The following is a 21,862-nucleotide window of genomic DNA, read 5'->3' on the forward strand; positions in this document are numbered from 1 at the left end:
ATCGCAAGATTGCAATCAAAAAGGCAGCTTGAATCCGGGGGGCAGCGGAAGACCGGCCGTCATCTTGCCCATTTCGGCGTTGCTGACTTCATCCGCCTTCTTGCGCGCATCATTGAGCGCGGCGGTGATCAGGTCTTCCAGCATCTGCTTTTCCGATGGGGCGAGCAGGCTGTCGTCGATCGATACGCCGAGGATACGACCCTTGGCCGATGCGCGGATCTTGACGAGGCCGCCACCCGCCGCACCTTCGACTTCCAGCTTGTCCAGATTGTCCTGCGCCCGTTGCAACTCTTCCTGAACACGGCTCGCCATGCCCAGGATTTCATTCAGATCTTTCATGTTTCAAGCACTCCATTGTTCGAGCGTGTCATCCAGCTCGGCATCGGGGAAGGCCGCCATCGCCGCCTTGACCACCGGGGTCTCCAAAATCTCCGCACGGGCATCCGCCGCCTTGCACTGCTCCTGCTCCAGCAGAGTCGGCTCGCCGCCCTCGGCCTGCGCCACCTGCCAGACCGTGCCGGTGATCTCGCGCAACGCCGGCAGCAGGCGCGCGGTGAAGTCGGCGGGCAGTTGCGGCGTCGCGCGATAGTCGAACTGCGGCGGTGCAAAGCGGACGACGCCCACACAGTCATGAAGTTCCTGCGCCAACTGTCCCTTGCCCTTCTGCCAGAAGGCCTCGATCAGGTCGGCGAATGTCGCGGGCAGACGCGCAACCGGCGCCGCAGATGGCCCGGTCGCTGCGCCATTGGTCGCCGCTGGCCCAGCGGCCGGAACACCGCCCTCCCGCAGCATCCGCGCAATCTCGCCCGGATCGGGCATGGTCGCGGCATGCATCACGCGCAGCAGCGCCATTTCGCAGCTTTCGATCGGCAGGACGGCGCTCGCCACCTCGTCATGGCCCTTGAGCAGCAATTGCCAGAGCCGGTGGAGCGGTGCGAAACCGAGTTGCGAGGCCCATTCGGCCAGCGCCTCCCGCTCCTCGGCCGACTGGCCGGGGCTGGAAATATCGCGCCCGGCCTTCACCAGCGTCACCGCATGGGTGAGTTCCAGCAGGCCGCGCATCAGCGCCAGCGGCTCGACGCCCAGCGCATATTGATCGCGTACCGCGCCCAGCAGCGCGCCGGTATCGCCCTCCAGCAGCAGGCCGAGCAGCCGGCGCGTGGAGCCGCGATCGGACAGGCCCAGCATCTCGCGCACCTGCGCGGCGGTGACGAGCGGCGCGCTCTCCTCGCTATCCGGCCCCATCTCCGCATGGGCGATCGCCTGATCGAGGATGGACAGGCCGTCACGCGCGGAACCTTCGGCCGCCTGCGCGATCAGCGACAGCGCATCGGGTTCGGCCGCGACGCTTTCCGCCTCCACCACATGGGCGAAGTGGGCAGCGAGCAGCTCGGCCGGGATCCGGCGCAGGTCGAAGCGCTGGCAGCGCGACAGCACCGTCACCGGCACCTTGTTCACCTCGGTCGTGGCGAACAGGAATTTCACATGGGCGGGCGGCTCCTCCAGCGTCTTCAACAGCGCGTTGAAGGCGTTCTTGGAGAGCATATGGACTTCGTCGATGATGTAGATCTTGTAGCGCGCCGACACGGCGGCATAGCGCACCGCCTCGATAATCTCGCGCACATCGTCGACGCCGGTATGGCTGGCGGCGTCCATTTCGACCACGTCGATATGGCGGCCCTCGGCAATCGCCAGACAGGGTTCGCACACGCCGCACGGATCGATGGTCGGGCCGCCCTGCCCGTCCGGCCCGATGCAGTTCAGCGCCTTGGCGATCAGGCGCGCGGTGGAGGTCTTCCCCACCCCGCGCACGCCGGTCATCAGGAAGGCATGGGCCAGCCGGCCGCGCTTGATCGCATTGCCCAGCGTCTGGACCATCGCGTCCTGGCCGATCAGCTCATGAAAGCTGCGCGGTCGATATTTGCGCGCAAGGACGCGGTAAGGCTGCGGGGAATCGGACATGGGGATCGGTTCTAGAGCGTTTTCACATTGAGCGAAAACGCTCTATTCCTTTGATGCCGCATTTTCCGAGACGTTGGCCGTAAACGGTCAACTTGAAAATGCTCCAGCCATTCGGGCGAGGCTTGTCGAAGCCTGTCCTGACGCAAGTCGATGGACATGGCCTGGCGTCTGGAGCGAAACGACGATGTTGGAAAAGTAGGAGCCGGAACGACCCGTGACGAAATCACTGTGGCTGCTTCCGTCAGGACCTGACCCGGTTCGCGACGATCACGTCCGCCCGACTCCCGGCGCGGCATATGGCGAAGTGATGACGGGTTGGCAAGGGGGATCGGATTTCTTCGGTGCGATCAGGGTGTTCGAGGGCCGGGTGCAGGGGGCGGAACGGCTGAAAGTGGGTGGTCATTTTATACCGTCATCCCCGCGGAGGCGGGGATCCATCTCTCCAGCCCAGAGACAGATGCAAGGTCAGGAGATGGATTCCCGCCTCCGCGGGAATGACGAAAAAGGGTGGTTTGTGGATCGTCTGCTTTCAGACAACCAATACGAGAAAGCAGACCTGAGCTTGGATGCTATCTGAGCAGTAGGCGGTTCACACCGTCACCGGAAACGAATCTAATTGGTCCTGTGACAGGGCCCGGCTGGGGATAAAATTCATGAGGGCATCGCTTTGACGAAGGATAATGGTGTCCTGCCCCTTTACGATTTTTACGAAATCCGACCATGAGAACTGAGAATGGCCACGGGATGAAGTAAACGAGACGCCAATTTCCGACCATTCTACAGTAGTATTGTCTTGCAAGGACTTCTGTTGATCGAAGATGCGTCTGACTTGGCGAGGAAGCCGCAGATAGGCCGAAAAAAAGATCAATGAAAGGAACGTAATCCAGTATCCAAGGCCAATTGCAGCGGCGATTGGAACAGAAACAATATCCCATTGCCAAGCAGCTGCCATCGCGATCGCAGCAAGTGCTGCACCTCCCCCCACATAGGCTCGGATCACCCGTTTTGACTTGAGTGTCACTCGGAAATTGAGCCTATAAGCTCCGAGCAAGTCTTCTGGTGTGGCTTGAAATGAGACCGTTTGCATTGCCAATTAAATGCCGACGTTCGAAAGGCCGTGCAAGGTCCGCTTTTTGGCAAATCAATTGCCGGGGTATGGGCAACAAGTGGTCGCTTCCCGCCCTCTCCAGAAGCGACCGCCCCTACTCCAACCCGCTCTTCTGCGCCTTGGCGACGAAGGCCAACGCCGCCTGTGCCGTCTCCGCAATCGCCGCTTCCGCCTTTTTCGCATCCACGGTCGGCCGGTCGAGATAGACGGCAAGGATATATTCGTCGCCCGCTGGAGACTTGACCAAGGCCACGTCATTATAGGCGGTGCCGCAGGTGCCGGTCTTGCTGCCGGAGGTCCAGCCTTCGGGCAGGCCCGCCTTGATGCGATGGTCGCCAGTGCTGCTGGCGTTGAACCACGCGCGCAGCTTGTCGGCGCTTTCCTGGCTCATGTCCTTGAAGAAGAGCCGCCCCATCAGCCCGGCCATGGCCGCAGGCGTGGTGGTGTCGCGCTCATCCCCTTCGGCATTTTCGTTGAGCGTCGGTTCGTTGCGGTCGAGGCGCGTCATGCTGTCACCATGGGCACGCATGAAGGACGTGAGGCCAGCGGGTCCACCCAGCATCGGCAGTAGCAGGTTGGCGGCGCTGTTGTCGCTCACCTCCACGGCGGCCTGCGCCAGTTCGCCCATGCTCATGCGGCCGCGCTTCTTGTTCTTCTTCACGACCGGCGCATAGTCGAGAATATCGTCGCCGCTGAAGGGTATCTCTCCCTCCAGCCCGAACTTGCCGCCCTCCGCGCCCAGCAGCACGGCGGCGGCCATCGGCGCCTTGAAGGTCGAGCACATGGCGAAGCGCTCGTCCCGGTTGAAGCCCAGCAACAGCGCCCCGCTCCGGTCGACCAGCGCCACGCCCAGCCGTCCGCCGGTTTCCTTCTCGATCTCCGCCGGATTGCGCGCCGACGTCAGCGCCGATTGCGGAACGAGATAGCGCGGCGCGGCCGGCATCAGCGAATCGAGCCGGCCGGTCGGCTCCGGCACCTTGGGCGGCGCCTTCTTCCTGTCGGCGGCGATCGAGGGGGCGGCCAGCAGCGTCAGCACGGCCAGGGCGGTCAATGTCTTCATCGGTGGGATCACATGCCCTGCATATTATAGGATTCGCCTGGAATACGGACGGTCAGCCTGTCGAGCGCGGCGTCCAGCACGATCTGGCACGACAGGCGGCTGGTGCGGGTCGCGGCGGCGGCGAGGTCGAGCATATCCTCCTCATCGTCGCTGGCGCGCGGCAACCTCGCAAAATCATCGGCATCGACGATCACATGGCAGGTGGAGCAGGCCATCTGCCCCTCGCATGTCCCCTCCAGCGGCTGGCCGGCGGCCTGCGCGATCTCCAGCAGGACCGATCCGGCTGGCGCATCGACCTCCTGCCGCCGCTCGCCGTCAGCGCTGATGAAGGTGACCCTGGTCATTGGTGCGACGCTCCCTTGTCACGGCGCCGCTTGTGCAACTGCCGCTTCGTTCAATTCCCTCGCAGCCCTCTCCAGCTCCGCCGGTGTCGTATATCGACCAAAGCCGATCCGCACCGATCCGCGCGCCTGGCCATCCGTCAGCCCCAGCGCGCGCAGCACATGGCTAGGCCGCCCGGACCCGCTTGCGCAAGCACTTCCCAATGAAAAAGCAATATTGCGGCAATGAGACAACAGCCGCGCGCCGTCTATCCCGTCGCGCCGCAGGTTGAGATTGCCCGGATAGCGCGCCGTCGCGGAGCCGTTCATCGTCCAGTCGGCGAACAGATCGCGCGCTAGGGCGGCCAAGTGCCCGACATGGGCGCGATCCTCCTCCGCCCGTTCGCGCATCAGTCGGGCGGCGACGCCGAACCCGGCGCAGAGCGCGGGCGAAAGTGTGCCGGATCGCAGGCCACCCTCCTGCCCGCCGCCATGGATCAGCGGAGCGGGCTTCGCTCCGTCGCGCAGCCACAGCGCGCCTATGCCCTTGGGACCATGGATCTTGTGCGCACTGATCGCCACCATGTCGCACCCCTGCGGCACCGGCACGCGACCATAGCCCTGCACCACATCGCACAGGAACAGCGCGCCGGCCTCATGCGCAAGCGCGGCCAGCGCCTCGACCGGCTGGATCACGCCGATCTCGTTATTGACCAGCATCGCCGCGACCAGCGAAACGCCGGGGCGGATCGCCGCGCGCGCCGCATCCATGTCGACCAGCCCGTCCGCCCCGACCGGCAGGATGGTGACATCCCGCCCAGCCCGCCGCATCGCCTCTACCGTATCCAGCACGGCGGCATGTTCGGTGGCGATGGTGACGATACCGCCCGCCGGCGCGCCCTGGATCGCGATGTTGAGCGCCTCGGTCGCGCCGGACGTGAAGAGCAGCCGCCCCCCCGAAGGCAGCAGCCGGCCGATCTCGTCGCGCGCCAGTTCGACCTGCGCGGCGACGGCGCGGCCAAGGCGATGAGCGCTGTGCGGATTGGCGAACTGGTCACGCAGCAACGGAACCATGGCATCGAAGGCCTCGGGCGCGAGCGGCGTCGTCGCCTGATAGTCGAGATAGATCATCGCCGCGCTTTTTCCGCCATCCCGGTCCAGGTGTCGAGGAAACGATCCACATCCGCTTCCCCGGTCTGCGGCCCGAAGCTGACGCGCACCACTTCGGACGCGGCCACATCGTCCCATCCCATCGCGCCAAGCACATGGCTGGTCTTGAGCGAGCCGGACGAACAGGCGCTGCCCGCCGACACCGATATGCCCTTGAGATCGAACTGGATCAGCTGCGCGCGGGCGGACAGGCCCGGCATCCGATAGCTGGCGATGGCGGGCAGGCGCGGCGCATCGCGCGCGACGATGGTGCCGCCGGCTGCTTCCATGCCCGCGTCGAGCCGGGCGCGAAGCGCCGCCGCTGTCTCCAGCCAGTCGCTGCGCGCCTCCAGCGCGGCGGCCATGGCGAGGATGGCGGGGAGATTTTCGGTTCCGGCGCGATAGCCCTGCTCCTGCCCGCCGCTCGGCTCGATCAGGGCGAGGTCGCCGATGAGGAGCGCGCCGATGCCGGGCGGGCCGCCGAATTTGTGCGCGCTGATGGCGATCATGTCGGCGTCAGGGAGCGGCAGCTTGCCCGCGCTCTGGGCGCAATCCGCAAAGAGGACCGCGCCGGCGCGGTCGAATTGATCCAGCGGCTGTATGACGCCGGTTTCGTTATTGACATGCTGGATGGCGAGAAGCGCCTCCCCTTCCCTCACTCCGTCATTCCCGCGAAGGCGGGGATCCCTTTCCGGCGTGGTGTTCGGGGATGGGACAGAAGATGGATTCCCGCCTTCGCGGGAATGACTGTTGATAATGACAAGCCCATCACCATCCACCGCCAGCCGCTCCGCGTCCTTGGTCACGCGCAGCACGGCGTCATGCTCCACCGGCGAGGTGACGACCCGCCCCGCCTTCGCCCGCGTCAGCGCGATCGCGATCGCCTCGCTCGCGCCAGAGGTGAAGAGGACATGCCCGCTCCACCCCAACGCCGCCTTGATGCGTGCGCGTGCCTCCTCCAGCACGGCACGCGCGGCGCGGCCGTCGGCATGGGGGCTGGACGGGTTGGCCCAACTGGCCAGCGCCGCCACCATCGCCGCCTGCGCCTGTGGCAGCATCGGGGTGGTCGCGGCATGATCGAGATAAAGACGGTCGGCGGCCAAGCGGAAGTTACTCATTGATTGCGGAAATGGCGGCGGCATCTATATAGGCGGTTTGCCGCGCCGCGCCAGCGCAAGCCTTGGCGTGCGCACCGATCCTATCCCCGCCGCCCCAAAAGGTGGCCCAGAACCATAACAGGTGCCATGCCCGACGTAATCTTTCCCGGACCCGAAGGCCGCCTCGAAGGCCGCTTCAGCCCCCCGCCCCGCCCGCGCGCGCCCGTCGCCATGATCCTGCACCCGCATCCGCAGGGCGGCGGCACGATGAACGACCGCATCACCCAGGCGCTCTACAAGACCTTCGTGAAGCGCGGTTTCGCCGTGCTGCGCTTCAACTTCCGGGGCGTCGGCCGCAGCCAGGGCACGTTCGACAATGGTATCGGCGAGCTTTCCGATGCTGCCGCAGCGCTCGACTGGGTGCAGAGCTTCCACCCCGAAGCGCAGACCACCTGGATCGCGGGCTTCTCCTTCGGCGCGTGGATCGGCATGCAGCTACTGATGCGCCGCCCGGAAATCCGCGGCTTCATCTCGGTCGCACCGCCCGCCAACATGTACGATTTCTCCTTCCTTGCCCCCTGCCCCTCTTCGGGCATCATCGTGCAGGGCACGTCGGACGAAGTGGTGACAGCGAGCGCCGTCCAGAAGCTGGTCGACAAACTGCGCACCCAGAAGGGCATCACCATCCATCATGACGAGATCAAGGGCGCGAACCATTTCTTCGAGCATGAACTCGACCAGCTTATGAAGTCGGTCGACAATTATCTCGACATGCGCCTGTCGCCCGACTCGCCGATCCGCTGAGGATCGAGCCTGACGATCATGGAGGGCTGCCCGTCGGGCGGCCCTTTTTTTGTCGATCCAGATGACGGACACAAAAAGGACGCGACCGGCCGATGCTGTCGCGCCGCTTCCTGCCAGCCATTCCTCCCCCCGGATGGAATGGCCTCCTGATCAGTTCGCCTTGCTCATGTCGACCTTCTCGACCCATTCCGGGTAGAAGGTCGGCTCGCGGTTGGACCAGCCTACCGCCGTCGCCGCCGCCTCGCTGATCGATTGAAGCAGCGCGCGCCGCTTTTCGGGATGGAGATGCGGCAGGCTCGCCGCCGCACAGAAGGCGCCCGGCAGCCATGGCCGCGCGCCCGCGCCCAACAGCCGTTCATAGAGGAAACGATAGGCGGAAAAGCTGCACAGCCGGTCCTGTCCCAGGTCGAAGGCGGAAATCGTCACCAGCGGCGCCATAAACGGCTCCACCTGCTCCAGTCCGCTGTCATCGGGCACGCGCATCTTGATCTCGTCGAGGCGGCCGTAAATCCGCGCCTGTGCCCGGATCGACGCCTCCTCCACCATGTCGCGCGACCAGAGCTTCATCGCGTCGCGGCGATGCAGCCCTATGTCCAGCGATCTGCGGATATAGCGTTGCGTGGCAGACGGGAAGCTCGCGAATTCACGCAACTCCGCCAGGGTTACTGCCCCATCCGCCGGTCTTGCACTCGTGCCCATGTCCTTGCCCTCCGACTTCAAGTCGTACGACGGAACATGCGCCCCCCATGGTTACTCAAGGCTTAAGCGCCCATTCCATCGTCATTCACAAGGAATCAGATTTCTTTGTGCAGCGCAACATGAAAATCATCCTTGTGCGACAGGATGATGACAGAAATCAGACCGGAACGCATCCGTCTTCCATGAGCCATGCCATCGCCTCATCGGCGGTACCGAATATGCGCAGATAGGGCTGGGTCATTTCCCGGCGGACCTGCATCCGCGCAATGGCGCTGGCGGTCACGACCGCGATCCGGCGGGCGTGGGGAAAGCCGTCGAAATGAGTCCTGAACATCGCGACCGCCTCCTGCGGCTGGACAGCGCTTTCGCTCATGTCCATGCGCAGCAGATAGCCGGGCTTAAACCCTTCGGTGACGAATCGCACCTTGCACTCGTCGGCATAGGGACCGACATCATCGGCGGTGAAAAATCGATGCCAGGCGACATCCATCAGGCCGATGTCATGGCGGAAATTTATACTGTAGTGGGCATTGGGCATTGGGGGAGTTCTCCGACCGCCCCCAATGACTTCAAATGGTTAGTAAAAGACTTACGCGCCCTGCCGCCGATCGAGTACCGCGCCGATCATGCTGCGCCATACTGCCACATCGCCTGCCTGGGCCATGTCCGCGTCCGGCTCCCGCAGCGTATGCAATATGGCATAAGCGTCATCGACATGATTGGGCCAGGCAGCGTCCACCGCACCGGCCGCATGGGGATCGCTGCCCTCGCCGTTCTGGCTCAAATGCCGCCCGGCAAGCACGCGGGCGATGCGTTCGACGGCTGGGGTGCAGGATGTGGGCATGGATCAATCGCTCCTCTCATATGCGGCGGCCTTTTTGCTCTTCCGCCCTTGCAGACTAACATAAATTTTCCGGTCGGCCATCAATCCTGTGGCGTATAACCCGAAGAAGGAACCGGATCGCCATGGTCGCCCGGCTTGGTCGTTGCGGGCGGATCGGACGCGTCCATCGAGTCCTTCAGCCCCTCCTCCAACTTCTCCTCACGACTGACGGCATGGTTCTGCCGATCGGTCTCGCGCACATCGCCGGCTTCCTCACGGCTGTGCGGGCGAATATCGCTTTTGTCGGTCATGTCTCGCTCCTTCCGCGCCATATGAAACGGCGCTTCACCCGATCAACGGGCAGGCGTCAGCAGCGGTTCCGCTATTGGCCGTTCGACCAACAGGCAAAGCCGTTCGACCAGCTACCGTCAGACAGGGCGACAAGCGGCACGGGCGCGCGTAGACAGGATGGATGACAAATGTTTCCGAAGACGGCGAACGCGGCGTCTCTCCTGCGGTCGCTCTTTATTCCATATTGGGTTTCTGGCTGTTCTACACATTGATTGTGAGCCTGCGCGCGCTGGTCGTCGGCTTCGATGCGCAGATGGAAATGGCCGCGCGCCGGATGGTGGTGGCGGTCATCGGCATCATCGTCACCTGGATCCTCTATCTGGTGCTGCGCCGCTTCGACCGGCGACCTTTGCTGATACGGGTCATCGCGGCCTTCTCGCTCGCCATACCCTTCGCCTTCGCCATGGCGGCGGCCAATTACTATATGTTCAACGTCTACGATCCCATGTCGCTCTTTTCCGACGCGGACTTGCACAAGAAGGCGATTGAGGAGGAGAATTACGTCCTGATCGGCATCGTCGAGGATGCGATGAGCCGCTTCTTCTTCCTGTCGGCCTGGGCCGGCCTCTATCTCGCGCTCTCCTACGCAGCCGAGGCCCGCAGCACCGAGCGCCGCGCCGCGCAGCTGGAACAGGCGGCGCAGCAGGCAGAGCTACGCTCGCTGCGTTATCAGGTGAACCCGCATTTCCTGTTCAACACGCTCAATTCCCTGTCGACGCTGGTCATGCGCAACCGCCCCGACGAAGCCGAGCAGATGATCATGTCGCTGTCCAATTTCTACCGCACCAGCCTGACCGGCGATCCGCTGGACGACGTGCCGCTGGAAGAGGAAGTGCATCTTCAGAAACTCTATCTGGATATTGAGGCGGTCCGCTTTCCCGAACGCCTGACCACAGTCATCGACATTCCGCCTTCCCTGCTCAACGCCTGCGTGCCCGGCCTCATCCTCCAGCCGGTGGTCGAAAATGCGATCAAATATGGCGTCTCACGCACCTCCAGCCCGGTGGAAATCCGTATCACCGCGCGCGAGGATGGCGACCTGATGCACATCAACGTCACCGACAATGGCAATAACCCGCCCAGCGATGGGGATCGGGGCAGCGGCATCGGCCTCGCCAATGTGCGCGACCGGCTGACCGCGCGCTTTGGCGATCAGGGCCGCATCGTCTATGGTCCGCGCGAAAAGGCCGGCTTCGCCGTCCTCCTCACCCTTCCCATCATCCGCCGGGGTTGCTGACCGCCCATGTCCATCCGCACCATGATCGTCGATGACGAACCGCTCGCGATCGAGCGCCTCCAGATGCTCTGCGCCCGCGAACCGCGTATCGCGCTGGTCGGCACCGCCACCGATGGCGAAGCGGCATTGCGCCTGATCGAAGGACTGAAGCCTGATCTCGTCATGCTCGACATCGCCATGCCGCTGCTCGACGGCATCGGCGTGGCGCGCGCCGTGGGGCGGCTGGGCATCCGCCCGGCGGTGATCTTCGTCACCGCGTTCGAGGGGTTTGCGGTCGAGGCGTTCGATCTGGCCGCGGTCGACTATATGCTGAAGCCTGTCGCCCATGACCGGCTGACCCGCGCCATCGACCGGGTGGAAATCGCCCTGCGCAACCAGTTGCCCGAAGCCGCTGCGACGACCAGCGAGCCGCAGCCGGAATGGGCCGAGGAATTCTGGGTGCCGCACCGCTCCGAACTGATCCGCATCGCCACCGACCAGATCGACCGGATCGAGGCCGAGCGCGACTATATGCGTCTCCATGTCGCCCAGCACAGCTACCTTCTCCACCAGACGATCAGTTCGCTGGAGGAGCGGCTCGACCCGCAGCAGTTCGTCCGCCTGCACCGGTCGCACATCGTCCGGCGCGAACATATCGCACGGCTGCGCCATGATGGCAGCGGCGTCTGGTTCGCCTCGCTTGCCGATGGCGGCGAAATCCGCATCGGGCGCACCTTCCTCGCCAATGCGCGGGCGATGACGGGACGATAGCGGGGCTTGAACGGGCCGAGAATTTTCCCGCTTGGCCCCACGCCCGCGCACCTCTAGCGGAGCGCCATGTCCGACGCCCCGCAAAAACACGGCCGCCTGATCTGGAGCCGCTATTACAGCGCCTTCATCCCCGCCGGCCCGGCCGGCCCCAGCCTGTTCGACCGTCTCAAGGCAGCCAGCGGCGCGATCGGCGGCATTGCCGTCACCGGCCTGCTCTGCGGCCTGATGCTGGGCAATGGCCTTGCTCATCCGCTGCTGGTGGCGCCGATGGGCGCGTCCGCCGTGCTGCTCTTCGCGGTGCCGGCCAGTCCGCTGGCTCAGCCCTGGCCTGTTCTGGGCGGCAATGTCATTTCCGCCCTGGTCGGCATCGCCGTGGCGAAGGCCGTGCCCGATCCGACGCTCGCCGCGGCGCTGGCGGTCGGAGCGGCGATCGCCGTCATGTCGCTGCTCCGCTGCCTTCATCCCCCCGGCGGCGCGGTTGCGCTGTCCGCAGCACTGGGCGCCAAGGGCGTCGCCAGCAGTTACATGTTCGCACTGGTGCCGGTGGGCGTGAACACCTTGCTGCTGCTCGTGGTCGCCATCCTCTTCCACCGGATCGCCGGCCATAATTATCCCCATGCCGCGCCCAGGGCGCCCGCCCCCCATGGCACGACCGACCCAGCCCCGCTGCTGCGCGCCGGCCCCTCCGTGCAGGATATCGCGGATGCCCTGCACGGCTTCGGCGACACCCTCGATGTCGATGAAGCCGATTTGCGTCAGTTTCTGGCCGACGCAGAACTGCGCGCCGCCGAGCGGCTGCACGGCACCGTGCCCTGCGCCGAGATAATGTCGCGCGACGTGATCCATGTGCCCTCGCACCAGCCGATCGCGCAGGTGCGTATGCTGATGCAGGAGCGCAGCCTGCTCTCTTTGCCGGTGCTCGACGATGCCGGACGCGTGCAGGGCATCATCGGCGCGCTCGATCTTGGCAGGGATGGTATGCAGGCCGGCGACATCGCCCGCCGCCCGCTGCTGGTCCATGCCGACACGCCCGTCGCCCGCCTGATCGGTCCTTTAAGCAGCGGCACCCGCCGCGCCGCGATCGTGGTCGACGCCGAGCAGCGGCTACAGGGCCTGATCACCCAGACCGACCTGCTGGCCTCGCTGGCAATCCGCTCTGGCAGTGATTTGACGCGTTTTCCGAGTCAGCAGGTGCCTCCACCTGCTTCGAAAACGCTTTAGCGCTGCTCCAGCACCGGCAGGTCCGGTCCCGGTATCGCAGTGATCGCGACATTGGCGAACATCACCAGCCCCGCGAAGATCATCAGCGCACCGCGCTTTCGGTCGCGCTTCTTCGCGATGGTGTAAATACCGCCGCCGGTGAGCAACACGCCCGCAAGCATCAGGATGGATAAAATGGTGCCAGCCATAAGGATGCCATAGGGATCAAGCTGGACTGTGGCAATTGGCGTTCCTTGCCCCTATGAGGCGCGCAGAAACGAATCACCCTTTCGGTGAAGGGACGCTTCTCACATGAAAATCGCTATCGCTTCCGATCATGCCGCCGTCGACCTGAAGGCGGAACTTGCCCAGTGGCTGCGCGACGAAGGCCATGATGTCGACGATCTGGGTCCGGCGACGGCCGACCGCGTCGATTATCCCGACTTTGGTTACAAGCTCGCGACAGCCGTTGCATCCGGCGCGGCGGAGCGCGGCATTGCGCTTTGCGGTTCGGGCATCGGCATCTCGATCGCGGTCAACCGCAATCCCGCCTGCCGCTGCGCGCTGGTCGGCGAGCCGCTATCGGCCGCCCTGTCGCGCGAGCATAATGACGCCAACGTCCTCGCCATGGGCGCACGCCTGACCGGCATCGATATGGCCAAGGCCTGCGTCACCGCCTTCCTCACCACCGATTTCGGCGGTGGCCGCCATGCCGGCCGCGTCGATAAACTGTCCCAGCCCGCGCTCTGAAAGGACTTGAGATGAGCACCCAGACCCTCACCCAGCCCACCCTGTCGGACATCCGTTCCGAAGGCTATTTCACGCGCGGCCTGGCCGATGCCGATCCCGCCGTGTTCGGCGGCGTCCAGCAGGAACTGAAGCGCGAGCAGAACCAGATCGAACTGATCGCGTCGGAAAACATCGTCTCCAAGGCGGTGCTGGAAGCGCAGGGCAGCGTCTTCACCAACAAATATGCCGAAGGCTATCCGGGCAAACGCTACTATCAGGGCTGCGCCCCGTCGGACGTGGTGGAACAGCTCGCCATCGACCGCGCCAAGCAATTGTTCGGCTGCAACTTCGTCAACGTCCAGCCCCATTCGGGCGCGCAGGCCAATGGCGGCGTGATGCTGGCGCTGGTCAAGCCCGGCGAGACGATCATGGGCCTGTCGCTGGATGCCGGCGGCCACCTGACCCATGGTTCAAAGCCCAGCATGTCGGGCAAGTGGTTCAACGCCGTGCAATATGGCGTGCGCGAAGACACCCACCTGATCGACTATGACGCGGTCGAGGCGCAGGCGATCGAATGCCAGCCCAAGCTCATCATCGCGGGCGGCAGCGCCTATCCTCGCACGATCGACTTCGCCCGCTTCCGTGCGATCGCGGACAAGGTCGGCGCGCTGTTCATGGTCGACATGGCGCACTTTGCGGGGCTGGTCGCCGGCGGCGCCCATCCTTCGCCCTTCGCCTATGCCGACGTCGTGACCACCACCACGCACAAGACCCTGCGCGGTCCGCGCGGCGGCATGATCATGACCAATGACGAGGCGATCGCGAAGAAGATCAACTCGGCCATCTTCCCCGGCCTTCAGGGCGGCCCGCTGATGCACGTCATCGCCGCCAAGGCAGTCGCGTTCGGCGAAGCGCTCCAGCCGGAGTTCAAGACCTACGCCCAGGCGATCGTCGCCAATGCCAAGGCGCTGGCCGGCAGGCTGGAGCAGCGCGGCCTGGCCGTCATTTCCGGCGGCACCGACACGCATCTGGCGCTGATCGACCTGCGCCCCTACGGCATTTCGGGCAAGGATGCGGACGAGGCGCTGGAGCGCAGCTTCATCACCTGCAACAAGAATGGCGTACCGGGCGACCCGCTGCCGCCGACCAAGACCAGCGGCATCCGCGTCGGCTCGCCCGCCGGCACCACCCGCGGCTTCGGCGTGGCGGAGTTCGAGGCGATCGGCGACATGATCGCCGACGTGCTGGAAGGTCTGCGCGACAGCCAGGCCTCTGGGGGCGAGCATGGCGACGACGCCGTGGAAGCCAATGTCCGCGAGCGCGTCTCGGCGCTCTGCGCCCGCTTCCCCATCTACGAAGGGTAAGCCCGCTTGCGCTGCCCCTTCTGCGCCCATGAAGACAGCCAGGTGAAGGACAGCCGGCCGACGGAGGATGGCGCCGCCATCCGCCGTCGCCGCCAGTGCGAAGCCTGCGGCGCGCGCTTCACCACTTTCGAGCGCATCCAGTTGCGCGACATCTGGGTGGTGAAGAGCGAGGGGCGCAAGGAAGCCTTCGACCGTGACAAGCTGGCCCGCTCCATCGGCATCGCCTGCCGCAAGCGGCCGATCGATCCCAGCCGGATCGAAAAGCTGATCTCCGGCATCCAGCGCCAGCTGGAAACCAGCGGCGACGGCGAAGTCCCCGCCCGCTCGATCGGCGAAATGGTGATGGAGGGGCTGAAACGCCTCGACAGCGTGGCCTATATCCGCTTCGCCAGCGTCTACAAGGACTTCGCCGACGCGAAGGATTTCGAGGAATTCGCCGGCACGGTGAAGGAAGTCGGGCGGGAGTGAGCGAGAGCTTATTCCGTCCAGCCCGTGCGGCCTGAGCGAAGCTATCCCACCGCACCCGCTCTTCCCACAGCCGTTCGTCCTGAGTAGCCATTGAGCGAAGTCGAAATGGCGTATCGAAGGACTGCGCGATGAGCTTTCATGCCTATATGCTGCATTGTGCGGACGGCAGTTATTATCTGGGCCACACCGACAATCTGGAGGCACGCATTGCGCAGCACCAGTCGGGCGAAATCGCAGGATATACGCAAAATCGCAGGCCAATCACGCTGGTTTGGAGCGAAGAGTTCGGCACACGCGATGAAGCGCTTGCCTCTGAACAGCAGATCAAGGGCTGGTCCCGGAGGAAAAAGGAAGCGCTGATCGCTGGCGATTGGGATGCCATCCGGTTGGCGGCGCGCAAATCCTTCGATACGGGGCTTCGACAGGCTCAGCCCCTACTCAGGACGAACGGAAATATGACCGAAACCACCCCCCTCCCCCCCGTCATCGTCCTCGTCCGCCCGCAACTGGGCGAGAATATCGGCAAGGCGGCGCGCGCGATGCTGAATTTCGGGCTGACCGAAATGCGGCTGGTGTCGCCCCGCGATGGCTGGCCCAATCCCGATGCTGGCCCGGCGGCCGCAGGCGCGGACGGGGTGCTGGACGGCGCGCAGGTCTATGAGACGCTGGCCGACGCGGTGACCGACTGCGCCCATGTCTACGCCACCACCGTGCGCAAGCGCGGCGTCACCAAGCCGGTCGTCACGCCTGAGGAAGCCGCCCGCGAAATCCACACCGCAGAAGGGCGCAGCGCCTTCGTCTTCGGCCCCGAACGCTCAGGGTTGGAAACCGACGATGTCGCGCTCGCCCGCAAGATCCTGACCGTGCCGATCAATCCGGAGTTCGGGTCGCTCAACCTGGCGCAGGCGGTGATCCTGTGCGCCTATGAATGGTCGAAACAGGCGGACCTGGCACAGCCCACCGTCACGGAACTTGGCGAACCCGCGCCGCAGGAGGAACTGGAGGGCATGATCGTCCAGTTCGAGACGCTGCTGGAGAATGCCGGCTATTTCTTCCCGCCCGACCGCGCGCCCGCGACCAAGCGCACGTTGCGCAATCTGTTGACCAAGCCGGGCTGGAACCATCTGGAAGTCCGCACCCTACGCGGAGTCCTGTCCGCGCTGCGCACCCCGCGTTCGCGCTGAGCGTTGCTGGCCTGTCGGCCGGCCCGGACCATTTCAGGGTCGAGCACGCGGTCCGATCATCCGCTGTCGCAGGGCCTGACGCCTTGATAGACGGGGCTTGCTTGCACGCAGCCACCGTCTTCACGCCATGCCGTCAGTCCGCGCCCGACCGGTGTAGTGACTTCTTCCTGCATCGACAGACTGTATGGTGATGAGGATACAATTGTTACACGGATGTGAATCCGTTCAATGTGCCTTGCACCAGTTATGGCGCTGACGGTCGCTGTTCAGAAAAATATTCTCGCACTGGACCATCGTTATTGAACGATGGAGAGCCAGCATAGCGGCATTTTTCTTGATACAGGCCAGTATTTCAACCCAGCGAAGGCGTGTTACAAACGTCACAGACATGAAATACAACCGTTCTAGAGGCCCGCTCGACCAAGTTCGGGGAGCCTTTCAATGTCCATCAAGTTCAGCCCACGTCACTTTCCCATGCTGTTGGCCGGTTCGGCCCTTTGCGGCGCGATGTTGGCCTCGCCGGCCTATGCGGAAACGCCCACGCCGCTCGACGATGCGGGCGCGGGGCTGGGCGAAATCACCGTCACCGCGCAGAAGCGGGAAACCAATCTCCAGAAGACGCCGATCTCCATTTCCGTGCTCAATGCCGCCGATCTTGAAAATCGTCATGTCATATCGCTCGAATCGCTGGCGGACGGGTCGATCCCGACGCTGCGTATCGCCCCCATGTTCTCGCGCAGTTCGGCGCTGACGGTCGGTATGCGCGGCATCGGCACGCTGGGTGACGCCAACCAGCCGAGCCGCGACCAGGGCGTCGGCGTCTATATCGACGGCGTCTTCATGGGCCGCGCCCAGGGCCTGGGTTCGGCGCTCTACGATGTCGAACGGATCGAGGTGCTGAAGGGGCCGCAGGGCACTCTATTCGGCCGCAACACCGAAGGCGGCGCGATCAGCATCATTACCAAGAAGCCCAGCGGCGAATTCGGCCTGCGCGCCAGCGTCGGCGCCAGCAGCTTCGAGGGCCGCGAGGCGAGCGCCCACCTCGACCTGCCCAGCATCGGCAATGTCAGCATCAAGCTGGACGGCCTCATCACCAGGCGCGGCGGCACGGTCGACAATCCACTGGCGGGCGAGCATGACTTCAACGCCTATAACAAGAAGGGCCTGCATGCCGGTGTCCTGTGGGAACCGACCAGCAATTTCAACGCGCTCTATTCCTTCGACATTTCGCGCGACCAGACCACACCTTATTATGTTCAGCTGCTTACGAAGACCACCGGCCCGCTGCTCCAGATGCAGCCCGGCCGGGCCAGGGTCGCCAATATCGGCGTGCCCCAGCCATGGGCCGTCGGCAAGACCCATGGCCATCTGCTGACCCTCGACTGGACCGTAGCGCCGCAGATCGAACTCAAATCGATCAGCTCGTTCCGCAAGCTCAGCCAGACCCAGAACGACAATGGCGCGGCCAATATGGGTGTCTTCATTCCCGGCTACAGTAACAACAGCAAATTCAGCCGCTTCAGCCTCGCCGACGTATGGCAGAAGCAATATAGTCAGGAAGTGCAGGTCATCGGCACACTGCCGCAGGTCAATTTCGTGGTAGGCGGCTTCTATTATCATGAAGACGTGAACGACAACGCCTGGACGCCCTACACCAACCAGTGGAATGCGGACGGCACCAGCTACACTATCCTGCCCGACCCGACCGCCGCCTCGCCCTTCCCCGATCGCGCCAGCCATGCGGAGACGGACAGCATCGGCGTCTTCGGTCAGGCGACCTGGACTCCGGCGATGCTGAACGACATCGCCCACCTGACCGCGGGCGGCCGCTTTACCCATGACAAGAAGACGGGCTCGCTGGACAAGGTCAACGGCGTCAGCGTCGACTATCCGCTCGATGCTTCCTGGGATCGTTTCGACCCGATGGTGAACCTGGCGGTCGACCTGACGCAGGACATGCATGTCTATGGCAAGTGGAGCACCGGCTACAAGGCGGGCGGCGCCAACAGCCGTTCGCTCACCTATCGACACTTCGGTCCGGAGTCGGTCTCGACCTTCGAAATCGGCGCGAAGACGGAGTTTTTCGACCGCCATGCACGCTTCAACATCGCGGCCTACACCTCGTCCTACAAGGACATGCAGATCGACTTCATCGCGCCGGTCCTCAACAGCACCCGCACCACGATCGAAACGACCAATGCGCAGGGCAATGGCCGCATCAAGGGGATCGAGGCGGACCTGACCGTTACACCCTTGGAAGGCCTGACGCTGACCGGATCCTACGCCTATACCGACGTCCACCTGCCGCCGGCGCCCAACCCGTTCCAGGCCGACAAACTGGTCCAGGTCTATACCGTCTACACTCCCAAACATGCCGCCAGCGGCGCCATCGACTATGAGGTGCCGCTGCCGAACGCGACGCTGCACTTCCACCTAGACGGAAATTACTCCGCGTCTCAATATTCGATGGCGAGCGATCCGACAAAGACCGGTTCGTCCTTCATCGTGAACGGACGCATCTCGCTGGGTGATATCCGCATGCCCCATGGCGGCCCGTCGATGGAACTGGCGCTCTGGTCGCGCAACCTGTTCAACGAGGAATATACATTCGTGAAGGCCAATGGCGGTTCGTCGCTCGGCTATTACGGCATCTTCAACGATCCCCGCACCGTGGGCGTCTCCGCCACCGTGAAATTCTGACGCCAGCCAAAGGAAGAGCATGATGAAATATCTTCAGTTCCACCGCCTCGCTGCGATCTCCGCCCTCGCCCTCGTTGCGCAGCCGCTGCTGCCCACCGGCGCGCTGGCGGAAAGCACCGCCGCCACGCAACAGCATCCGCGCCTTCTGCCCCTCGCCGGCAGCCGCAATTTCCGCGACCTCGGCGGCTATCGCACCGCCGACGGGCACAGCGTCAAATGGGGCAAGCTGTTCCGTTCGGGCACCATGTATCAACTGACGGCGCAGGATTATGTCTATCTGAACCGGGTCGGCATCCAGACCGTCGTCGACTTCCGCTCGACCGAGGAGCGCCAGGCGGAACCGACCAAATGGCAGGGCGATCATGCCCCGACCATGCTTGCCGATGACTATGCGGCAAAGGACATGGGTCTGATGCCGAACGCCGACATGAAGAACTGGACCGTTGATCAGGCGCAGGAGGTGATGGCAGCCAGCTATCCCAAGATCATGGCGACCTTTTCCTCGCAATATCGCCGGATGTTCCAGCAACTGCTCGCGGGCGACGCGCCGCTGGTTTTCCACTGCTCGGCGGGCAAGGACCGCACCGGCGTCGCGGCCGCGCTGATCCTGACCGCCCTCGGCGTGCCCCGCGCGACGATCGAGCAGGATTACCTGCTCACCAACCAATATCTCGATGCCAGCGCCATGATGGCCAAGAGCGCCAATTCCCCCGCCGCCCAGCCGTGGATGTCGCTGCCCGCGCCAGTGCTCCAGGCCTTCGGCAAGGCCGACCGCCTCTATATCGACGCCGTTCTCGACAGGATCGACGCGCATCCCGATGGCGCGCGCGGCTATCTGCGCGACGAGATGGGCCTGTCGGAGGCCGACATCGCCAAGCTACGCCAGCTCTATCTGACCAAGGCGTAAGCGCGCTTCAGAGGAAACGCCTGCGCGACAGGAAGAAGCGCAGCATCTCCCGCGATGCGCTCGGCCCGGCCGGATCGGTATGCGATCCGGCCGCGCTCCCCCCGGACCAGCTGTGGCCGCCGCCATGGATGGTCCAGTCCTCCAGCAATATCTCGCCCGCATGGCTGCGATGGATACGGCGCGAATAATGGCGGCCTCCCGGCGACACACCGGCATGGGCGCGCGATATCAGCGGGCCTGCGGTCGATCGTTCCAGATTGGTCAGGAAGCCACCGGCATTGGACGGGTGGACGACCCGGTCATTGTCGCCATGGAAGACGATGGTCGGCAACTGGCGCGGCAGCTTGCCCGTCGGGCCGGAGCCATTGCGGCCCCTCATGGCGGCGATGGCGCCGCTCAGCGACCTGACATTGCCCCGCGCCACGCCCGAATGGACGCCGACCGCGACATAGAGGTCGGGATAGGCCGCCCCGATGATCGCCGCCGCCGCGCCGCCGGCGGAAATGCCCGCTATATAAACGCGTGAGGCATTGGCGCGGCCCAGCGCGATGGCATGGCGCGTCAAGCCTGCAATGATCGCCGGCTCGCCTTTGCCCCGCTCCTGATTGACCGGGTCGTGCCAGTTCCAGCAGCGCCCCAGATTGGCCTTGGGCGATTGCTGCGGATAAAGAACAAGCACGCCCAGTTCGTCCGCCAGCCTGTTCATCTCGGTACCCGCGGCAAAATCCGTCGCCGTCTGCGAACAGCCGTGGAGCATCACTACCAGAGGCAACCGGCGGCGGTCGCTCCCCCTGGGGGTATAGAGTCGGTATTCGATCGTGCCATGGCGGCAGCGATATTCGTCGCTCAGAAACGTTCCCGGTGCGGGCCTGGGCAAATTCTTCCGCGCCGTCCCTTTCCTCCCGGATGCGCTGGCCGCCTTGGATGGGCTTGCCGTCTTCGCGCGACTGCGTTTTGCCGGAGCCGGCGACAGCGCTTTCTGGAGAGCCAGGGCGGCCGACAGGGGTCGCCGCTTTCGCACCAGTTTGCTGGCCTTGATGAACGCCCCGAACAGATCAGCCATTCACGCTCCATGTCCTAGCCAATGCCTTATCCCGTCAACCATGAATGGACGGCATCGATCCCGCAAGATCGCCTGGCCGTCCCAAGCCCCTTTCCCAAACTCGCCCGGCATCATGACAGCATCATGTCCTGCATCGGCGATTGCCTGTCGCCGCGCGTCCGGTCTATGGCCGATGCCCAACCCTGACCGGAGGCGCCTATCCACCCGCTCGATCAACCCATCTGGCACGCGCTGCGCTCCGGCTGGTCCGCGCTGGCACAAGGCGACGATCAGGCCATGCGCCTCGATCCCGACCATGGCCCGTTCGCCGCGACCGTCGATGGCAATGGAGCGGGCCTGCACGACCTGATCCCACCGGATGGCGAGCTATGGCTGATCGGCAAGGATGCAGCGGGCGCACCACCGCCTAACCTGTCCGTGACGCGCAGCGCCCTGCTGGCGCAAATGGTGGCGTCCAGCCTGTCCCCGTCGAAGAGTCCCTCGCCCAATTGGGTTCAGCTTGGCGAGGCGGACGCAGCCGACATGCTGGACCTCGCCTTGCTGACCAAGCCCGGCCCCTTTCGCACCCGGACGCACCGGCTCGGCCGCTTCATCGGCGTGCGTGAGGGCGGCCGACTGATCGCCATGGCGGGGGAGCGGATGCGCATGCCCGGCTTCACCGAAGTCAGCGGCGTCTGCACCCATCCCGACTGGCGCGGCCGCGGACTTGCCGGCGCGCTGATGCGCGTCGTGATACAGGCGATGCTGGAGCGGGGTGAGGCGCCCTTCCTTCACGCCTATGCCGCGCATGACAGGACGATCGCGCTTTACCGGACGCTGGGCTTCGAGGTCAGGGCCGAATTGCCGATGATGGTAGTGACCCGCGCTCCCACGGAATGAGGCCGGCG

Annotated in this window: 24 protein-coding genes and 1 other RNA gene; 11 read left to right on the plus strand and 14 right to left on the minus strand. The window is 64.5% G+C overall.

Annotated features, from left to right (window positions below; translation table 11 throughout):
- Positions 1-15: 15 nt before the first annotated feature.
- The 8 genes from VMR39_RS02190 to VMR39_RS02225 form a co-directional block, all read right to left on the minus strand.
- Positions 16-339, minus strand: coding sequence for a YbaB/EbfC family nucleoid-associated protein (locus tag VMR39_RS02190; protein WP_179042319.1), 324 nt, complete (start codon positions 337-339; stop codon positions 16-18).
- A gap of 3 nt (positions 340-342) precedes the next feature.
- On the minus strand, positions 343-1,962 hold the full coding sequence (locus tag VMR39_RS02195; RefSeq protein ID WP_325413904.1) for a DNA polymerase III subunit gamma/tau: 1,620 nt from the start codon (positions 1,960-1,962) through the stop codon (positions 343-345).
- 191 nt (positions 1,963-2,153) lie between these two features.
- An RNA gene (gene ffs / locus VMR39_RS02200) (signal recognition particle sRNA small type) lies at positions 2,154-2,251 on the minus strand.
- Between the two features lie 300 nt (positions 2,252-2,551).
- Entirely contained in the window at positions 2,552-3,049 is a 498-nt protein-coding gene (locus VMR39_RS02205; RefSeq protein WP_325413971.1) for a YcxB family protein, read from the minus strand.
- Positions 3,050-3,164: 115 nt separating this feature from the next.
- On the minus strand, positions 3,165-4,130 hold the full coding sequence (gene blaSGM, locus VMR39_RS02210; protein WP_325413906.1) for an SGM family class A beta-lactamase: 966 nt from the start codon (positions 4,128-4,130) through the stop codon (positions 3,165-3,167).
- An 8-nt stretch (positions 4,131-4,138) separates the two neighbouring features.
- Positions 4,139-4,474 (minus strand): 2Fe-2S iron-sulfur cluster-binding protein, encoded by a 336-nt coding sequence (locus VMR39_RS02215; protein WP_325413908.1) that lies wholly within the window; start codon positions 4,472-4,474, stop codon positions 4,139-4,141.
- An 18-nt stretch (positions 4,475-4,492) separates the two neighbouring features.
- A complete protein-coding gene (locus VMR39_RS02220; RefSeq protein ID WP_325413910.1) occupies positions 4,493-5,581 on the minus strand; it encodes a cysteine desulfurase family protein in 1,089 nt (362 codons plus the stop codon).
- Positions 5,578-6,702, minus strand: coding sequence for a cysteine desulfurase family protein (locus VMR39_RS02225; RefSeq protein WP_325413912.1), 1,125 nt, complete (start codon positions 6,700-6,702; stop codon positions 5,578-5,580). Before VMR39_RS02225 ends, VMR39_RS02220 begins: the two co-directional genes overlap by 4 nt.
- Before the next feature lie 141 nt (positions 6,703-6,843).
- On the opposite strand from VMR39_RS02225, the gene VMR39_RS02230 reads away from it, so the two are divergent.
- Positions 6,844-7,500: an alpha/beta hydrolase gene (locus VMR39_RS02230; protein ID WP_179042312.1), complete on the plus strand. Its 657-nt coding sequence runs from the start codon at positions 6,844-6,846 to the stop codon at positions 7,498-7,500.
- Between the two features lie 150 nt (positions 7,501-7,650).
- On the opposite strand, the gene VMR39_RS02235 is transcribed toward VMR39_RS02230, so the two are convergent.
- From VMR39_RS02235 to VMR39_RS02250, 4 genes are all read right to left on the minus strand, one after another.
- Entirely contained in the window at positions 7,651-8,199 is a 549-nt protein-coding gene (locus VMR39_RS02235; RefSeq protein WP_325413915.1) for a hypothetical protein, read from the minus strand.
- Between the two features lie 157 nt (positions 8,200-8,356).
- On the minus strand, positions 8,357-8,737 hold the full coding sequence (locus tag VMR39_RS02240; RefSeq protein ID WP_325413917.1) for an STAS/SEC14 domain-containing protein: 381 nt from the start codon (positions 8,735-8,737) through the stop codon (positions 8,357-8,359).
- Positions 8,738-8,788: 51 nt separating this feature from the next.
- Positions 8,789-9,043, minus strand: a complete 255-nt coding sequence (locus VMR39_RS02245) for a hypothetical protein (RefSeq protein WP_325413919.1) — start codon at positions 9,041-9,043, stop codon at positions 8,789-8,791.
- A gap of 80 nt (positions 9,044-9,123) precedes the next feature.
- Positions 9,124-9,333: a hypothetical protein gene (locus VMR39_RS02250; RefSeq protein WP_325413921.1), complete on the minus strand. Its 210-nt coding sequence runs from the start codon at positions 9,331-9,333 to the stop codon at positions 9,124-9,126.
- Between the two features lie 161 nt (positions 9,334-9,494).
- On the opposite strand from VMR39_RS02250, the gene VMR39_RS02255 reads away from it, so the two are divergent.
- The 3 genes from VMR39_RS02255 (at position 9,495) to VMR39_RS02265 (ending at position 12,581) form a co-directional block, all read left to right on the plus strand.
- Positions 9,495-10,610: a sensor histidine kinase gene (locus tag VMR39_RS02255; protein ID WP_325413923.1), complete on the plus strand. Its 1,116-nt coding sequence runs from the start codon at positions 9,495-9,497 to the stop codon at positions 10,608-10,610.
- A 6-nt stretch (positions 10,611-10,616) separates the two neighbouring features.
- A complete protein-coding gene (locus VMR39_RS02260) occupies positions 10,617-11,360 on the plus strand; it encodes a LytTR family DNA-binding domain-containing protein (RefSeq protein ID WP_325413924.1) in 744 nt (247 codons plus the stop codon).
- A gap of 66 nt (positions 11,361-11,426) precedes the next feature.
- Positions 11,427-12,581, plus strand: a complete 1,155-nt coding sequence (locus tag VMR39_RS02265) for an HPP family protein (protein ID WP_325413926.1) — start codon at positions 11,427-11,429, stop codon at positions 12,579-12,581.
- Here VMR39_RS02265 and VMR39_RS02270 read toward each other — a convergent pair.
- On the minus strand, positions 12,578-12,769 hold the full coding sequence (locus VMR39_RS02270; RefSeq protein WP_325413929.1) for a hypothetical protein: 192 nt from the start codon (positions 12,767-12,769) through the stop codon (positions 12,578-12,580). The two genes, VMR39_RS02265 and VMR39_RS02270, sit on opposite strands and share 4 nt — an antisense overlap.
- 103 nt (positions 12,770-12,872) lie before the next feature.
- Between VMR39_RS02270 and rpiB the strand changes: the two genes are divergently transcribed.
- The 6 genes from rpiB to VMR39_RS02300 all read left to right on the plus strand — a co-directional run bounded on the left by rpiB (position 12,873) and on the right by VMR39_RS02300 (position 19,912).
- Complete coding sequence (gene rpiB / locus VMR39_RS02275) at positions 12,873-13,310, plus strand: ribose 5-phosphate isomerase B (RefSeq protein WP_325413931.1); 438 nt, start codon at positions 12,873-12,875, stop codon at positions 13,308-13,310.
- Positions 13,311-13,321: 11 nt separating this feature from the next.
- Positions 13,322-14,653: a serine hydroxymethyltransferase gene (glyA, locus tag VMR39_RS02280; RefSeq protein WP_325413933.1), complete on the plus strand. Its 1,332-nt coding sequence runs from the start codon at positions 13,322-13,324 to the stop codon at positions 14,651-14,653.
- A 6-nt stretch (positions 14,654-14,659) separates the two neighbouring features.
- On the plus strand, positions 14,660-15,121 hold the full coding sequence (gene nrdR / locus VMR39_RS02285; RefSeq protein WP_325413935.1) for a transcriptional regulator NrdR: 462 nt from the start codon (positions 14,660-14,662) through the stop codon (positions 15,119-15,121).
- 128 nt (positions 15,122-15,249) lie between these two features.
- Positions 15,250-16,305 carry a TrmJ/YjtD family RNA methyltransferase gene (locus VMR39_RS02290; RefSeq protein WP_325413936.1) on the plus strand — a complete coding sequence of 352 codons (1,056 nt, stop codon included), beginning with the start codon at positions 15,250-15,252 and terminating at the stop codon, positions 16,303-16,305.
- 441 nt (positions 16,306-16,746) lie between these two features.
- A complete protein-coding gene (locus tag VMR39_RS02295; RefSeq protein ID WP_325413938.1) occupies positions 16,747-19,005 on the plus strand; it encodes a TonB-dependent receptor in 2,259 nt (752 codons plus the stop codon).
- A 22-nt stretch (positions 19,006-19,027) separates the two neighbouring features.
- A complete protein-coding gene (locus VMR39_RS02300) occupies positions 19,028-19,912 on the plus strand; it encodes a tyrosine-protein phosphatase (RefSeq protein WP_325413940.1) in 885 nt (294 codons plus the stop codon).
- Between the two features lie 7 nt (positions 19,913-19,919).
- On the opposite strand, the gene VMR39_RS02305 is transcribed toward VMR39_RS02300, so the two are convergent.
- Entirely contained in the window at positions 19,920-20,975 is a 1,056-nt protein-coding gene (locus tag VMR39_RS02305) for an alpha/beta hydrolase family esterase (RefSeq protein ID WP_325413942.1), read from the minus strand.
- 198 nt (positions 20,976-21,173) lie between these two features.
- Between VMR39_RS02305 and VMR39_RS02310 the strand changes: the two genes are divergently transcribed.
- Complete coding sequence (locus VMR39_RS02310) at positions 21,174-21,854, plus strand: GNAT family N-acetyltransferase (protein WP_325413973.1); 681 nt, start codon at positions 21,174-21,176, stop codon at positions 21,852-21,854.
- Positions 21,855-21,862: the final 8 nt, after the last annotated feature.

It is taken from the genome of Sphingobium sp., from assembly GCF_035511395.1.
GTDB lineage: Bacteria > Pseudomonadota > Alphaproteobacteria > Sphingomonadales > Sphingomonadaceae > Sphingobium.